Annotated in this window: 18 protein-coding genes; 1 reads left to right on the top strand and 17 read right to left on the bottom strand. The window is 46.5% G+C overall.

Annotation, left to right across the window (positions count from 1 at the left end):
- Positions 1 to 87 precede the first annotated feature (87 nt).
- From ACQW03_RS04240 to ACQW03_RS04250, 3 genes are all read right to left on the bottom strand, one after another.
- Positions 88 to 645, bottom strand: coding sequence for an SMI1/KNR4 family protein (locus ACQW03_RS04240; protein ID WP_220030964.1), 558 nt, complete (start codon positions 643 to 645; stop codon positions 88 to 90).
- Positions 646 to 885: 240 nt separating this feature from the next.
- Entirely contained in the window at positions 886 to 1,971 is a 1,086-nt protein-coding gene (locus ACQW03_RS04245) for a saccharopine dehydrogenase family protein (RefSeq protein ID WP_220030963.1), read from the bottom strand.
- A complete protein-coding gene (locus ACQW03_RS04250) occupies positions 1,958 to 2,773 on the bottom strand; it encodes a class I SAM-dependent methyltransferase (RefSeq protein ID WP_441948405.1) in 816 nt (271 codons plus the stop codon). Before ACQW03_RS04250 ends, ACQW03_RS04245 begins: the two co-directional genes overlap by 14 nt.
- Positions 2,774 to 2,945: 172 nt before the next feature.
- Between ACQW03_RS04250 and ACQW03_RS04255 the strand changes: the two genes are divergently transcribed.
- Positions 2,946 to 4,037 carry a LuxR C-terminal-related transcriptional regulator gene (locus ACQW03_RS04255; protein WP_071640015.1) on the top strand — a complete coding sequence of 364 codons (1,092 nt, stop codon included), beginning with the start codon at positions 2,946 to 2,948 and terminating at the stop codon, positions 4,035 to 4,037.
- Between the two features lie 76 nt (positions 4,038 to 4,113).
- Here ACQW03_RS04255 and ACQW03_RS04260 read toward each other — a convergent pair whose 3' ends face one another.
- The 14 genes from ACQW03_RS04260 to ACQW03_RS04325 all read right to left on the bottom strand — a co-directional run bounded on the left by ACQW03_RS04260 (position 4,114) and on the right by ACQW03_RS04325 (position 14,382).
- A complete protein-coding gene (locus tag ACQW03_RS04260) occupies positions 4,114 to 4,293 on the bottom strand; it encodes a hypothetical protein (protein WP_013309345.1) in 180 nt (59 codons plus the stop codon).
- A 78-nt stretch (positions 4,294 to 4,371) separates the two neighbouring features.
- Positions 4,372 to 5,373 (bottom strand): sugar kinase, encoded by a 1,002-nt coding sequence (locus tag ACQW03_RS04265; RefSeq protein WP_025724282.1) that lies wholly within the window; start codon positions 5,371 to 5,373, stop codon positions 4,372 to 4,374.
- A complete protein-coding gene (locus tag ACQW03_RS04270; RefSeq protein ID WP_441948408.1) occupies positions 5,370 to 6,431 on the bottom strand; it encodes an SPFH domain-containing protein in 1,062 nt (353 codons plus the stop codon). Before ACQW03_RS04270 ends, ACQW03_RS04265 begins: the two co-directional genes overlap by 4 nt.
- Before the next feature lie 171 nt (positions 6,432 to 6,602).
- Positions 6,603 to 7,268 (bottom strand): HD domain-containing protein, encoded by a 666-nt coding sequence (locus tag ACQW03_RS04275; RefSeq protein ID WP_071640012.1) that lies wholly within the window; start codon positions 7,266 to 7,268, stop codon positions 6,603 to 6,605.
- Between the two features lie 52 nt (positions 7,269 to 7,320).
- Positions 7,321 to 8,040 carry a HEAT repeat domain-containing protein gene (locus ACQW03_RS04280; protein ID WP_441948410.1) on the bottom strand — a complete coding sequence of 240 codons (720 nt, stop codon included), beginning with the start codon at positions 8,038 to 8,040 and terminating at the stop codon, positions 7,321 to 7,323.
- 223 nt (positions 8,041 to 8,263) lie between these two features.
- Positions 8,264 to 9,298 carry an NAD(P)/FAD-dependent oxidoreductase gene (locus ACQW03_RS04285; RefSeq protein ID WP_076293771.1) on the bottom strand — a complete coding sequence of 345 codons (1,035 nt, stop codon included), beginning with the start codon at positions 9,296 to 9,298 and terminating at the stop codon, positions 8,264 to 8,266.
- A 153-nt stretch (positions 9,299 to 9,451) separates the two neighbouring features.
- Positions 9,452 to 9,955 (bottom strand): DinB family protein, encoded by a 504-nt coding sequence (locus ACQW03_RS04290; RefSeq protein ID WP_441948412.1) that lies wholly within the window; start codon positions 9,953 to 9,955, stop codon positions 9,452 to 9,454.
- A gap of 24 nt (positions 9,956 to 9,979) precedes the next feature.
- Positions 9,980 to 10,429 (bottom strand): hypothetical protein, encoded by a 450-nt coding sequence (locus tag ACQW03_RS04295; RefSeq protein WP_441948414.1) that lies wholly within the window; start codon positions 10,427 to 10,429, stop codon positions 9,980 to 9,982.
- Between the two features lie 28 nt (positions 10,430 to 10,457).
- Positions 10,458 to 10,979 (bottom strand): GNAT family N-acetyltransferase, encoded by a 522-nt coding sequence (locus ACQW03_RS04300; RefSeq protein WP_441948416.1) that lies wholly within the window; start codon positions 10,977 to 10,979, stop codon positions 10,458 to 10,460.
- 39 nt (positions 10,980 to 11,018) lie between these two features.
- The gene (locus tag ACQW03_RS04305; protein ID WP_258383053.1) at positions 11,019 to 11,240 is read right to left on the bottom strand and encodes a hypothetical protein; all 222 of its coding nucleotides are present in this window, start codon (positions 11,238 to 11,240) and stop codon (positions 11,019 to 11,021) included.
- A gap of 15 nt (positions 11,241 to 11,255) precedes the next feature.
- Complete coding sequence (locus ACQW03_RS04310; RefSeq protein WP_028542993.1) at positions 11,256 to 11,747, bottom strand: 8-oxo-dGTP diphosphatase; 492 nt, start codon at positions 11,745 to 11,747, stop codon at positions 11,256 to 11,258.
- Between the two features lie 265 nt (positions 11,748 to 12,012).
- Positions 12,013 to 12,969 (bottom strand): aldo/keto reductase, encoded by a 957-nt coding sequence (locus ACQW03_RS04315; RefSeq protein WP_441948418.1) that lies wholly within the window; start codon positions 12,967 to 12,969, stop codon positions 12,013 to 12,015.
- Positions 12,970 to 13,077: 108 nt separating this feature from the next.
- Positions 13,078 to 13,884, bottom strand: coding sequence for a helix-turn-helix transcriptional regulator (locus ACQW03_RS04320; RefSeq protein WP_071640006.1), 807 nt, complete (start codon positions 13,882 to 13,884; stop codon positions 13,078 to 13,080).
- Between the two features lie 36 nt (positions 13,885 to 13,920).
- Positions 13,921 to 14,382 (bottom strand): hypothetical protein, encoded by a 462-nt coding sequence (locus ACQW03_RS04325; RefSeq protein WP_071640005.1) that lies wholly within the window; start codon positions 14,380 to 14,382, stop codon positions 13,921 to 13,923.
- Positions 14,383 to 14,385 lie beyond the last annotated feature (3 nt).

The raw sequence follows: 14,385 nt of genomic DNA on the forward strand, positions 1-14,385 counted from the left end.
AACCTTTCTTTGATTTCTTCCAAATCCTGCTCCACCTTCACATCATGCTCCCCTTCCTTCGTTTCGACTTATTCATCTTCCGGACACTCACTCACACAAGTTGCTCCAAAAACGCACTTTTTTTACGGCATTAAAATCAATTTGTTCATAAGGCTTTTCCCCAAATTCCAGCTTGAAATACTCCTGCAAACATTCCCCATACACGATAATATCCGTTTGATACACTGAAAATACCGGATTTCCTTCTTCACATGGCTGCTCTGGGATATATCGATGTCCGTTGATCGGGATTAGCTTGGGCACACGTAAAAACTCACGTTTACATATATCAACGGCTTCCGCCGAATCTGTCGGTTTTTCGCCCCATTCGGGAGGCCAGAATATATGCTGCTCTACATCAAAAATCATACCTTCCAGCGGCCAATCCAACCTTTGCCGAATTACACCCATCCGCTGTGGTGATGTATCTCTCCAAGGGATAAAGCCTTTACCGATGGGAAGAACACTCATCAGAAGCTCCCTCAAATCGGGCGGGAAGTGAATATCATACCTGCCTTCGACGTCGGCAACCTCTTGCATGGATAATCCTGGAGCTAAGGTCACATCGTGTTTACGTAATAAATCTATGATATAAGCGATATCCATCTTTTATCGACTCCTCAGCAGCTAGCTAGTTGACCGGATTGGTCAAGAGGCCTACCAGGCTTGTAACTTCAACTTCACCAACACGGCGGGCCTTCCATAAAATATCCCCTTAGGTCTTTTCCAAAAATATGTACTTCTTTCTAGTGTAATTCAATAGGAAAAGAAATCCAAGACCTATCCGCAATACATTGCTGAATAAGCTTGGATTATATGAAAGTCCTTTATTAGAATGTATGACTTCTATACTTGCTGTCCGTTCACCTGAATATCTACGGCTACTTGCTGCCCCAACCAAGCCTGCATGCGATTCCACGAAAAAACCTGCTCCATGTGAAATACACCATATGGAAGTTCTGAACGGTACAGGGCGAGCGCTGCAAAGACGGTTGCCTTAGCGGTTAAATCAGACTGATGGTGCCCCCTTAGCCGGCATTCGACCTTCGTCTCCTTGCCATTGAGAGTTCCTCGAGCATCTACCTTGACCGCTACAGCATTCCCTCCTATATGTACCTTGCCAAAGCTGCGAACCACTGCATCACGCACGGTTTTCTGTCGGAGTAGACCTGATACTCCTATCGTTCGAAGCCCTGCCAGAAGCCGGGTGGTCAAGCGCGAATCGAAGCAAAGGCGTGTGCTAACCGTAGGAACTTTGAGCGTACGAGGAAGTGTCTGCTGATCCGAAAAAGGAAATCGATACGCCCGATGACGACCCACTCCTGCACCAAAGTCTGCTACTATGCCGTCGGTAAAGCTTTTTCGAGTCACAGAGCGTCCCTGTTCTATAACCTCCAAATCGGCATGAATCTGATCTACTGTCCACTCAATGGCAGCCTGACCGTGTCGATCCCCCAAGCCCAGCATCAAAGATATATTCAACTCATCCGTCTGATCCATGAGCTGTGTCGCTTGCAGTGCCAACAGATTGGTCAGTCCCGGAGCTAATCCTACGCTTAACAGGGCTGTGCCCTGATAAGATCGGGCCTCCTGATGACACTGCTCCACCTGACTCAAAAAGTCCGCATTCGCGGTAATATCCATGTAATGCACCCCATGTTGAAGACAAGCACGTACCAAGGCCGTATTGTCCTGATCCAGACACATGATCACCAATTTGGCTTGCTCTAATATCGACGGGTCCACCGGCTCATGAATATTAAGCTGCAAGGGCCGTATCTTACCATTCGATTGTTGGCTAAATTCAGTGGCCCGCTCCAGGCTACGACCTGCTGCAAATACCTTGCCGGGAAACATTTCACTTAATTCCGTGCATATAATTTTTCCAACATGCCCATACCCACCAATGATGATGATGTTATCCTTTGTCATAAGTCGTCACTCCCTCTTTAACCGCAAACCATGCATTTACTAAAAAAGCGCCATAATACCGGGTGATGTGGGTAAAGCCTGCATCTATCAACAGTTCCTGTATTGCCGCATTGGACACCGGGTTTGACTCACGACCGATGGAAGCAGCGAATCGTTCCCAATCCTCCAGTGAAATGCCCTGACTCAGCATATGACCTTTCCACGCCTGCATTTGGATGGAAAAAGAAGGCTCCTGCGGATTCCCATTAATAGAAGCTAGACAAAAAGGTGCACCCGGCTTGAGTCGAGCGGATATCTGGCGAAGCAATGCCTGCTTACTTTCCAAGCTCTGAAGAAAATGAAGCACCAGCAAGCAGGTAGCAGCGTCATAGACCGATTCTCTGCATGACTCTTCGCCGTGCTTTTCGTGCTGTTCTTCAGGCTGTTCTCCAGACAACTCTTCCAATGTACCTGCAACAAACGATATTTTTGAACTGATGCCCGCATGTGTCACACGCTTACGTGCCAAATCCAGCATGTGCTCAGAGGGATCAACTGCCGTAAAGGACCTTGCTTCATGGCGCCCTCCGAGTGTTATCAATTCCTGACCGCCTCCAGCTCCGACAATTAGCACATTTGGATCTATATTTCTAGTATGAGCCTGTGCCTCAAGCTGTGCGGTTATCAGACAGTCTGTCATCTCATACAAATGAGCATATCCAGGTATTTTTAAAGCAATCGTATCCGCGTACTTATGCACATTCGGATGATTCCAGCTCATAGGTTGATTTGAGTCCGTATTTCCAATATGGCTATGTCTCATATGTGCTCTCCTCCAACATTTAGCCTTGATCTTCTCAGACCATTCGTTTATTGTGGATTTAATTAAGAATCATTCTCAATTATAAAGACAATACGAATATCCACCATCCCATAAATGTGGGATTTAAATAAGCGCGCTTGAGAATCTCCAGCTTTCACGATAGGAGTAAGTGATGAACGCACACTACACGCAATTTGCACAGCTTAAGGACGCCCGACAGCAAATCATTGATCTGGGGAAAAAAGCCCCCTCATCTCTAACGTACAAGCACACCCTAATCGACCGCTTGCGTACTCAGATTGCTTTCGATGCGGCATGCTGCACCTCAGTAGATCCGCGCACACTGCTTTCCACGGGGGCATTTACAGAGTCGGGTGTGGAGGACATTCATAACAAACTTCTGGAATACGAATATCTGCACGACGATATGATGAACTATGATCATTTGGTGCGAGAAGGACAGTCTGTAGCGACGCTACATGGGTCTACACAAGGCCAACCGGATCGGAGCACACGATATAGAGATGTTTTGCAACCCGCCGGATTCGGGGACGAGCTACGTGTTCCGTTTATGTACAAAGGGAGCTGTTGGGGATTTCTTACGTTGTTCCGTCATCATGGAAAGCCTGTATTCAGCGAGGAAGAGCAACAACTGCTTGAAGCGTTAGCACCGTCCATAGCCTACCATCTGCGTCAGGCCAGTGTCGGTTTATCTCCAGCCCCTGTCATGATCACGGAAAATGAACTTGAGCCAGGGATTCTCATGCTTTCCGATAAGCTAGAACCGGTCTCGTCCAATACAGTAGCAGAGCAGTGGCTACAGCTGCTTCGGCAGCAGGAGGGAATCCATGAAGACAGCCTTCCGGCTCCTGTCCGGGCGGTATGCTTGCGAGCGCTATCCACTGCCACTGCACCAGCCCGACTATGTATCCCCTCCGCAGACGCAGGAACCCCATGGGTAACCATCAGGGCCACCCTTCTGCAAGGCGGACAGGAGCATACGGGCCAGAAGCAGCTAGCCGTATGGTTCGAGGCTGCTAAAGCAACTGACATGCTGCCGCTTATGGCTGAGGTGTACTCATGGTCCGAACGAGAGAGACAAATTGTCCAACTCATTGTTCAGGGCTTTTCGACCAAGGAGCTGGCCAGCGCACTTCATATTACTGCCTACACGGTGCAGGATCATCTGAAAGCAATTTTCTTAAAAACGGATGTAAGCAGCCGTCGTGAGCTAGTATGGAAGGTTTATTCTAGATTCAATTAACCTATGTAAAAAAGACAGATGACCCGATTAGGGATCATCTGTCTTTGCATCACTGCTCTATTGGGACGCAAGAGCCTTATTTCTTCGAAGAGGAGTTCGTATCATCGTATGACACTGGTGAGGGCTTCGCAATCCATTCATCAGCCTCAGGCTCGATATCCACGCCATTTTCCAGCTTCGTTTTCTCCATCAAGGAATCTCCGTCCTCGTCCTTCTTGTTGCGGATTTTCGCTTCGTCTTGAGTGTGGTCGCTCATGTTAATTCCTCCTTTGTTTAATTTCATCTGATGGTTGTACCTTACTCATAATTACCCATTGCCGTCTTGTACAAACCTCTACACGACCAGATGCCCTTTTTTCTCCGCCGGTCCAATGGTCGCCTCAATGCCAGCATTAAACTCCAGAAAGTCGCTTTCTATTCCATCACTGAAAATAACTCCATTTTCCGGCATCTGCGATGCAATCCGTAACGGCTTTTCGGCTGCTACCTGACCAGACACGAGATCCGCAGCAGTCGTTCGACTGGGGAATGGTTCTCTCACCGTAAAATAAAGCGATGGCGAACTCCAGGTTGCACGATGATCATGACTCATTCCGTCTGCTGCCCCTTCCTGAGTGAAGGCTACACCGGGCATCAGCTGGCCTGGAGTCAGCGAGATTGGATGCCGTGTAGCACTGCCGACAATTCCGGCCGCTCCAGCCAGCACACTGGTCAGCCAGCCTGTCGCTCCCAATCCGGTTGAAACGATAATTCCGCTGGAGGATTGCTGCTCTACCTGATCCTCCAGTCTTAGCTCATATCTCGCGGAGACATGAGTTTTGCGCCCAATGAATAAATCATTTACAGCATACAAGGATTGGCCATCATTTAATTGGGCCTTAGCCAGTGTAACTTCCTTAATTGGGCGTCTGTGCACGAATACATCCGGCACCACCCAGCGCAGGTCGGAAACAGTAAACGGCAGCAATACCCCGTCCCAGCGCAATGGGTCTGGATTCACACCGATAAGCGGCTGCTCAGTCAAATATTTTAACGTGTTGGCTACCAGCCCATCCTGACCCAGTACCACCACTGTATCCTGCTCACCAAAAATAAAGTTCGGCACATGCTCCCGCTCCACAATCTGAACTCGACCCAAAGCCGTTAACTCCGACGTAGCCGTTGCCACCGCCCTGCGGTAATTTTCGTCCTCCAGCACATAATCACTGAAATCCGCACCCAACCGTTCCATAAAGAAGCGAGCCTGCTGCACCGTATTGTATCGGACAATCAGTTCCTCCAGTCGCGTTTTACGCTTCACCAAAATGATCTTCTGCTCTGTCATTCGGCTGCTCATCGTGTTCTTCCTCCAGACCCTCTCGATCCTGCTGATCCGTTTGCTCCCGTATCTGACATGAGACCTTGCAGCAGATCCGGTGTAATATTCAGCTGACCGATTTTCCCTGCATTTTCTGCAAGCTCCTGGAATGCTATCGCAATTAGCTTATCCGGGCTCATATCCATGTTGGCCATAGCTTGAAGTACATTCGGCTCAACATCCTGCAACGATTTCATGACTGCGGTCAGCTCATAGGCCTTGGCATCGGCTTCTGCCTTTTTATTCGTTACGGTCAGCTCAATCAGCTCGCGTTTTTTCTCCTCCAAGGCTGTGTCAAATCGTAGCTGCTCCTCTTTCATCTCGCTTTGCTTTTGCTTCACAGAACGCTCGGCATCGAGTTGAGTTTCGCGGATTTGTTTCTTTTTCGTCTCCACTGCAATCTCAGTGTTCAGCTCGTTTTCCTTCACACGCCGCTCTTGCTCAATAGATGCATTACGACGCTCATACAAAGCATGATCCGCGTTGCGAAGAATCTCTTCCCTCGCTTGAGCCTCCAGCGCTCTCATCGTCTCCTTATTGGGTAGAATCGCCAAAATCGACAGCCCCATAACCTCAATGCCGAGCTTTTCCATTTCCGTATGCTGTGCAATATCCTTCGTCATGTTTTGGGCCAGACGTTCACTGGACTGAACAGCTTCTTTGAGTGGGACACGCTCCAAATACTTTTTGGTAAGCACCTTGGCGATGTTAATCACCCGTTGGGCCAGCTTGCTCGGATCATCCGAAATGTAGCGTCGTTCCTTCAAGTCATACGTATAGTTTAAAATCTGCGTCGTTTTCCGATAATCCACAATTCGATACGTCAGTTGCCCCTGCACCGTCACCGCCTGAAAATCATTCGTCATGTCCTCAAACATGAACGGCGCATCAATGGAAGAGACGGGCACGACAACAACCGAGGTGGTCGGGGCGTAGTAATAAAAAGATAATCCAACACCCTCCCGAACCACCTTCCCGTTTTTCACCTTCATCACATATTCACTGGGCTGAAATTTAACAAAGTTAAATCCAAACATAGCCGCTTCCTCACTTTCTTTATAGTTTGTAATATATTGTTATTATCATTTTGTTATTAACAATAAAATAACACACATTTTCAATAATATCAATATGACATTTATAAAAAAACAAAGGCCATTTCCCCTCCGATATGCTCGGTTAAAGGAAACAGCCCTTATTGAAACACTTTATTTATTTTCCACATTCCATTCTCTATAAAATTGCTCCAAGTACATCTCCATCCATTGATGCCGGGCCTCCGCCAGCTCTTGAGCATAAGCGGTATTCATTAAATCCTTGAGCTTGAGCAGCTTTTCGTAAAAATGGTATATGGCACTTTTACCTGTGGCACGATATTCATGTTGCGAAAAGTCTTTATCCGGGTGATGCATCATACTGCCTTTTGAGCCTGCATACATAAAGGTTCTTGCTATCCCAATTGCTCCAAGAGCATCCAACCGATCCGCATCCTGCACAACTTGACCTTCCAGCGTTTCCATAGGCGGGTTTTGTCCACCATTGTAGGACATCGTAGCTATAATAGTCATCACGTGCGTGATCACATCTGGATCACTTACATGCAGAAGCAGCCACTGCTCTACTTTATCCAGGCCCGCTTGCTTGGAATCATTTAATTTTTCATCCGCTACATCATGCAGCAGTGCTGCCAGTTCACAAATAAACGAATCTGCGCCCTCTTTGGCAGCAATTTTAAGGGACAGCTTTCTCACCCGGTCTATATGAAACCAATCGTGACCACTATGATCATGCTCCAACTGCTGCTGTACAAAGGGCTCCGCCTTTTGAATAATATCTGCCAAAATCGCTTCCTGTTGCTCCGTTCGTCTCTTCATATGTCACCTTTCAATCCCGTCCATACTTTGTATGGTAGGTTCGTTTAATTTTTTAATGCTTGTCCATTTGCTTACTACGAATCATTGAGAGCGCCTTACGGGCTGCCAGCCTCCCATTTGGGCTTCCATGCTTCACCACTTCTTTTAATAACTCGGTCGCTGGTTCATATCCATGATGTCCAAAAAGGACACATGCTCGTTCCTGTACATACATATCCTCATCGTCCAAATAGGGAAGCAATGAGTCTAGTTCGCAGGTAGGCGTGATCGCCATTAAGCTATAAAGATGCTGACATCTCACATCATCATCTACAGGTGAATCCTTTTCTAGCGAGGCTCTTAGTTCATTCATGCAACGAATATCTTCCGCTAATTGTTCTGTGCTAATGTCATCGCCGGACGGATAATCCTTACGTAGCTGTTCCCACTCCAGTGCTGGATTTTGCTCCAACTCTGCAATCAGAGAAAACGAACTTCTGTACGCCGGTGACAAATCCGTTTCCTCGTGACTTATATAACACAACTTATATGCTAACGGTCCCTCCACATATATGCCAACATAATTAGAATGGTCATCCGTCCATAGAGGGACGATATGTTTAAATACCTCGATCTGCCCCATCCACTTGATGCCCTCGGCAAGCTCTTGCTCATTCATGAGTCGAAGCTTAACGTTCCGTCCCTCTCGTTCCTTGCTATGTACGTGCAAAGCTTCCACCATGTCGTCTGGCAGATGAATTGCTAGCCGTTCAAGTACCTCATGTAAGCTCATTTTTCACGCTCCTTATCTTCTCTACTCAAAATCTACTATATAAGACCGAAAGGACAGGCTATCTTCATTTTATTCTATATGGTGTATGCATCCAACCTTTAGAACGAGAAGTCAGTAACTTGACAAAAAAAGAACCTCCAAAACCACATGAATTGTAGTCGCGGAAGTTCTTTTACATTTTCCCTACCCTATCTGTAATCCTATATAACTTATTTCCGTATTCTTACTCCACGACACCAAGCTCACGGTTTTTTTCCTTGAATCGGCTGTTATGAGAAGATACATATGCCGCTTTGTCAGCTGCTGGATCAATGTACAGCTTGGCGCTGTTCAGTGCAAGGGCGGCATCTGTGAACGTACCAGCAATTAGATACAGTTTGCTTCCGTATTCGACAAAATCGCCTGCCGCGAAAATCCCTGGCAGATTCGTTTCTAGCTTTTCGCTCACTCGGGCATGCCACTCACCCATATCCAGCCCCCAATCCCGAAGCGGGCCGAAGTCGGATTTAAGTCCATGATTCACGATGACGGCATCGACATTCAACACCTGTATTTCGCCCGTATCCACATGACTGATCGTAACCTGTTCAATCGTCTCTCCGTTGTTGCTATGTAGCTGACTCACCGCGTATGGTGTGTGAATACGGACCGAGGATGATTTCATACGAGCTACATTTTTCTCATGTCCGCCAAAGTGATCCCGACGATGTACGACAGTCACACTCGCCGCAATAGACTCCAGCTCATTCGCCCAATCCACTGCCGAGTCGCCTCCACCAGAAATCAGGACGTGCTTGCCCCGGAATGGCTCCAGCTCTTGTACAGTATAATGCAGGTTCGTAACCTCATAGCGGTCCGCCCCCTCAATCTCCAGCTTAGCCATTTTGAGAATACCATAGCCTACTGCCAGAACGATCGTGCGTGTCCAATGCTGTTCCCCTGTGGCAGAAGTTAGCAGGAACGTGCCATCCTCTTGCCGGTCCAAACCAGTGATCTGCTGTCCCAGCACAATGGTAGGCTCGAACGTCCGTGCCTGCTGCTCCAGCTGATCAATCAGCTTTTCACATAAAACCGGGGTAACCCCCCCGACATCCCAAATCATCTTCTCTGGGTATATGCGCATTCGTCCGCCCAGCTCATGCTTGGCTTCGATCAGCTTGGTTTTCATATCTCTCATTCCACTGTAAAATGCGGTATACATACCGGCAGGACCACCGCCGATGATCGTTACATCATATAATTCCAAGGACACTGTCACTCTGCAACTCTCCCTATCATAACGTAATATGTCTGCTCCTATTATAAGTGATAATAATTATCAATATCAATTAAGAAATAAAAACATGACCATTAGAGAGGTTTTTGTGATCTTAGAACTACATTTTATAGGTTTATATAGCTACTGCTTCCGTTATTCTCGTAGATTATGCAAGGATTGCTGCACTATCGCATGCAATGCTTTTTCATTAAGTCCTGTCTGTACAAATTGAAAACGGTGATCTGCCAATCTCTGAACTCGGTCTATGATCTGCCCCAGATGATAAGCAGTATGCTCCACCACATGGTATACGTCATACATATTCATCGCCCCCGTATGGTCCAATGCTGCACAGAAGGATGAAAAAGCTTCTTCTACCTCATCCATCAGTTGTTCCTTGTTTTGTATGGAAGGTATAAAGCTATCCTCCATTCCTCGCTTGTATGTAATCGTCGGATCTATGAGCTTGGCTGCGTTTCTGCGCACATGTACCATGATATGGTTGATGATCCCACCAATGCTGTTCGTTTCCGCCTCACCAACGCGCCATAGCACCTGTTCATCCAAAAGCACAATGCATGCCCGCAACTTTACCAAATATTGATTGTCCATTCTGTGCTTGGATATGATTTTAAACTCATGCATGGAAGAATCCATATATTCATTCCCTCCTTCGTCCTATCAAGTGAATTTCTCAAAAAAATTACTTCCATCGATCATCCAATATTGTTCAGGTGAAGGTACCTCGTTCAAAAAGTTTTGATATTCCCCTTTCCACCCCGCTGGGACATAGTGTTCAAACGAAGCTGGCTCAGGAAATAGCGAATAGAGAATTTTCTCGTCAAAGTTAACATAGAGAGCAGGACAGAACTCCAACAATTCATCCTTATGCTGAATAGCATCATTAAGCAACTGGAGCATTGAAGTTAGTTCCCCAGTAGTCACCTTATATTCATAGATGTGATCCAAAAATGCTCCCGCTGTGGTTTCATCCAACATAGGGATACCGAACCGTTCCTCCATCTCGGTATTCAAAAACCAATACTCTCTTTCCGTCACATACCAATTCCATTTCCCTTTAAAAATAACACCAACAATGATGTTTTGCGCATATTCAGGCCATAATTTCATGAGCTTCTCGCGTTCCCCTCTTTCTCACTCACAGTTCGATCCAAAACCGGTTTACACGGTTTCCGTCTTCCTCTATGTAATCCTTGTCCAGCGTTCCGCCATTTTGTATGATTGTTTTTTTGGAGGCAATATTATCGGAGTCGCATACAACCAAGGCACGGGAAATCCCCAGCTCTTTTGCTTTTTCTAACGCCAAGGCCAGCATTGTAACAGCGTACCTGTTCCCTCGTGCAGAAGGACGGATACCGTAACCGATATGACCTCCGGCATTCATTAGGTGTTCGTTAAGGTCATGCCTGATATTCACTGCTCCCACGACCTGTTCATTCGCATTCACAAGCCAGTATGTTGAGCTTTTGACCCAGCCTTCAGACAGGTTGATTCCATTTTCCTGATTACTTAAAACCGTCAGCATACCTTCAAAATCGTACGGTTCTAAAGAAATCACCCAAGGTACCATATGCTCCTGGCTCTGTTTCCATTCCTCATAAAATGAAAGATAAGCGTCCTTCCAGCTCTGATCCGGCTGTACCAATTTGACGGTCTGCATCCCGCTCACTCCCCCCTCTTTAAACATTCAATTCATCTGCTATTGCTTGTATTCAATATCCATGAATTTTTGCGCCCAAGCTGCAAAAGAGAGCTTATCATCCCAAGTGACTTGCTTCATCGCTTTGGCACATCCCCAGTTTAGAACCTGCTGATGCAGCATATGTACCCGGAAACGCTCAGTAAATCCTTCTTTAGATTTCATCCCTTGTGCGTAAGCAGTAAGAAAACTTTGTGCCAACTCTTCTTCGCCGTTCTCCAAATGCCGTCGTCATCTCTACACACCATAGCTCTTAATCGTTGCTTCTAGGGTTTCATCTGTATCCGCCAGCCAAACGAAACTAACCTCAAACGTTCCCGGCTCAAAAAACAATGGAAATCTCCGCTTAAACCAATCCTGCATCGGCAGATTTAGCGCCTCCTTCATATCCACCCACAGCAATTCTCCCTCAGGGGGATTTTTTAATAGCTCACCTTCAGTGGCTGTAGCCAAATAGTTAAAGACCATATATCTCAGCCCTTGACTTGGGTCACAATATTCGTCGATTCCTTTAAATACAATTTCCGTAACGGTTAAGCCTGTTTCTTCCTTTACTTCACGAATGGCCCCATTCACAATGCTTTCTGGAAACTCTACTTTTCCTCCTGGAGCAATATAACCCGGAAACCCCTTTCGATTTGGTCTATTCATAAGCAATACCTTGCTTCCGTCTTGAATCATACACATGGTATATATTTTGTGTGTCACTTCTGTTGTCAATCCGATCATACCTTTCTTTATTCACGATTCACTATAATCTAGCTTTTAACTTTCACACCGACATACTGTGGTTAAATATGGCATTTCCCATACTTTAACTCGTTATTTTGTAGAGCGCAAACTCTAACCATAGACTAGATTAGAGAACTCATGCCTAAGTCGGTCAAAACTAGCAAAAAAGACCGCCTTTCTGCAGAGCCGTTGGTACTACCAAGCGACTCCAGAAAGGAACGGTCTTATCCTAAACTTAATCATCATGCCAATACTCAATTTTCTAGGCACGCCCCGGATAACGAGAACCTGCTGCGAAACCTTTGGGCGAAATACGCTCGATCTCTTGAAGCTCTGCTTCCGACAAGGAGACCTCTAGAGCACCAAGATTTTCACGCACTCTTTCCAGTCTCTTCGTTCCCGGAATCGGGACGATATGGTCGCCTTGCGTCAGCAACCATGCCAGCCCCAACTGAGCAGAAGTACAGCCTTTTTGGGCAGCCAGTTTTTCGATCAGGAGGACAACCTCTAGATTTTTGTTGAAATTCTCGCCTTGGAAGCGAGGGAAATGACGGCGGTAATCATCCTCTGGCAGATCGTCAAATTTCTTGATCTGTCCCGTGAGGAAACCTCGACCCAGTGGACTGTAGGGTACGAAGCCGATTCCCAATTCGTTCAGAAGTGGAAGAACATCATCTTCCACTTCTCTGCTCCACAAGGAATATTCGGTTTCTACTGCGGTAATTGGATGCATCGCATGCGCGCGGCGGATCTGCTCAGCCGACGCTTCTGACAAGCCGATATAACGGATTTTCCCTTCCTTAACCAAATCGGCCATCGTTCCGATGGTCTCTTCAATTGGAGTATTGGGATCAACTCGATGCTGATAATACAGGTCGATATAATCGATCCCCAGATGAAATAGACTGGCGTCCACGGATTTTTTAATATATGCCGGATCTCCCTTGGGTCCCTGAGTGTGCGTGATCCCGAATTTAGTGGCAATCACTACCTCCTCCCGACGACCCTTGAGCGCACGTCCAACCAGCTTCTCATTGCCGCCGAACTTCTGCTGTGCATATTCCTCACCATAAAGATCTGCTGTATCAAACAGCGTTACACCAAGGTCCAGCGCTCCCTGAAGTGTGCGCACCGACTCCTCGTTGTTCGGCATCATCATCGTGCCAAGGCCCAGAGCTGATACCTCCAGCCCTTCACGTCCCAGTTTCCTTTTCAGCATATCATGGTTCCCTCTTTTCTTTGGGTAAATGGATGGAATGAACATGTACTCATTCTAATGGACCCGTATGAAGGCAACCACAGTACGTTTATACTAGTAACAAGATTACTAGGCAGAGGATTGGCTTACTGGCGTGTAGATACAAAAGTGCAGACCCGGTTGGTCCGTAATACTTGCTAAAGAATTAATATCATAAGAAACGGCCTCCACAGCGCCAGGAACTTGAAAGGAAACCCGATTCACTTTTTTGAGCTGGATATGATGCAGCTTCCACATGGTGTCAAACTCCATACTTTCCACACGCAGCCCTTCTACCGTCTCCTCAAACCAAGGATCTCCTAAATACTTGTCATAATAAGTTCTAAAAACAGCCACCGAATAGGACGCAAATTCTTCCCAGTTAACCATTCGACGACGTAATTCGGAATCCACGAACAATAAACGAATCATGACACGTTCAGAAACGGACAGGGAAGAAAAATCGGTAATGACCTCATTCGCCGCGCTATTCCAAGCAAGCACTTCCGCTTTCTCATTGCTGATGAAGGACGGATAGGACAACTGATCAATAATATGTTGCCACTGTGGATTCAGCGTTGTATGGATGGGCGAAATAGCAACCGTCTCATTGGGATTCCACAATTGAATTAGATGTGCTCTCTCATCATGAGTTAATTGTAGAGCTTCTCCTATACTTTCGATAATCTCCTTAGATGCCGTTACTTCTCTACCTTGTTCCAGCCATGTGTAATACGTCGCACTGACACCTGCCAGCATAGCAACTTCTTCTCGGCGAAGCCCCGGTGTTCTTCGCTGACCCTGTGAAAGTCTAAGACCTGCCTGCTCTGGTTGAAGTCGATTTCGACGTGACTTCAGAAAAGCACCCAACGTTTTGGATTTACTATAATCATTCATGTGTCACCTCTTTTCGAATCAATCGCCATAGAACGATCACAGTCCCTCCTCAAACAACTGTAGGCCTATGATTTCAAAGGCGACACCGTCGCCCGCTTTAACGTTGACATCACCATTCATTTCTTCAGAATCCAAAATAAACGTAGTGTCTCCTACTACAATCTCCAGACATTCTATTTCGCCTGCTACGTTGTGCAGCACTTGATGTATCATTCCTTGAATCCAATAGTCGCCTAGCTTGGGTTGAGGCCGAAAAATCCCTGTCTCTTCAGTAGACTTCAGCCTTCTGAACCCTTCTATACTGGATTGAGAAGTCTCGACCGAAATCACACAACCGGGAATCAACTTATCCAAGCTTTGTTCACACGGGACAACATACGCATATCCAGAAGTCAGTTCATGCCAGAAATATGTCCAGTAGCCGTATACTTTTTCCTTGCCAATACTACGAATGATGATATGCTGATCTTTATTTATTTCCTTGATCTGTACGCGCATATA

Origin of the sequence: Paenibacillus sp. DRB1-1, from assembly GCF_052119485.1 — a bacterium.
GTDB classification, from domain to species: Bacteria; Bacillota; Bacilli; order Paenibacillales; family Paenibacillaceae; genus Paenibacillus; species Paenibacillus polymyxa_B.

Coding starts and splice junctions, on each gene's coding strand:
- ACQW03_RS04240 (WP_220030964.1), bottom strand. CDS start 645: ATGGATATCGCTTATATCATAGATTTATTACGTAAACACGATGTGACC.
- ACQW03_RS04245 (WP_220030963.1), bottom strand. CDS start 1,971: ATGACAAAGGATAACATCATCATCATTGGTGGGTATGGGCATGTTGGA.
- ACQW03_RS04250 (WP_441948405.1), bottom strand. CDS start 2,773: ATGAGACATAGCCATATTGGAAATACGGACTCAAATCAACCTATGAGC.
- ACQW03_RS04255 (WP_071640015.1), top strand. CDS start 2,946: ATGAACGCACACTACACGCAATTTGCACAGCTTAAGGACGCCCGACAG.
- ACQW03_RS04260 (WP_013309345.1), bottom strand. CDS start 4,293: ATGAGCGACCACACTCAAGACGAAGCGAAAATCCGCAACAAGAAGGAC.
- ACQW03_RS04265 (WP_025724282.1), bottom strand. CDS start 5,373: ATGAGCAGCCGAATGACAGAGCAGAAGATCATTTTGGTGAAGCGTAAA.
- ACQW03_RS04270 (WP_441948408.1), bottom strand. CDS start 6,431: ATGTTTGGATTTAACTTTGTTAAATTTCAGCCCAGTGAATATGTGATG.
- ACQW03_RS04275 (WP_071640012.1), bottom strand. CDS start 7,268: ATGAAGAGACGAACGGAGCAACAGGAAGCGATTTTGGCAGATATTATT.
- ACQW03_RS04280 (WP_441948410.1), bottom strand. CDS start 8,040: ATGAGCTTACATGAGGTACTTGAACGGCTAGCAATTCATCTGCCAGAC.
- ACQW03_RS04290 (WP_441948412.1), bottom strand. CDS start 9,955: ATGGATTCTTCCATGCATGAGTTTAAAATCATATCCAAGCACAGAATG.
- ACQW03_RS04295 (WP_441948414.1), bottom strand. CDS start 10,429: ATGAAATTATGGCCTGAATATGCGCAAAACATCATTGTTGGTGTTATT.
- ACQW03_RS04300 (WP_441948416.1), bottom strand. CDS start 10,979: ATGCAGACCGTCAAATTGGTACAGCCGGATCAGAGCTGGAAGGACGCT.
- ACQW03_RS04310 (WP_028542993.1), bottom strand. CDS start 11,747: ATGATCGGATTGACAACAGAAGTGACACACAAAATATATACCATGTGT.
- ACQW03_RS04315 (WP_441948418.1), bottom strand. CDS start 12,969: ATGCTGAAAAGGAAACTGGGACGTGAAGGGCTGGAGGTATCAGCTCTG.
- ACQW03_RS04320 (WP_071640006.1), bottom strand. CDS start 13,884: ATGAATGATTATAGTAAATCCAAAACGTTGGGTGCTTTTCTGAAGTCA.
- ACQW03_RS04325 (WP_071640005.1), bottom strand. CDS start 14,382: ATGCGCGTACAGATCAAGGAAATAAATAAAGATCAGCATATCATCATT.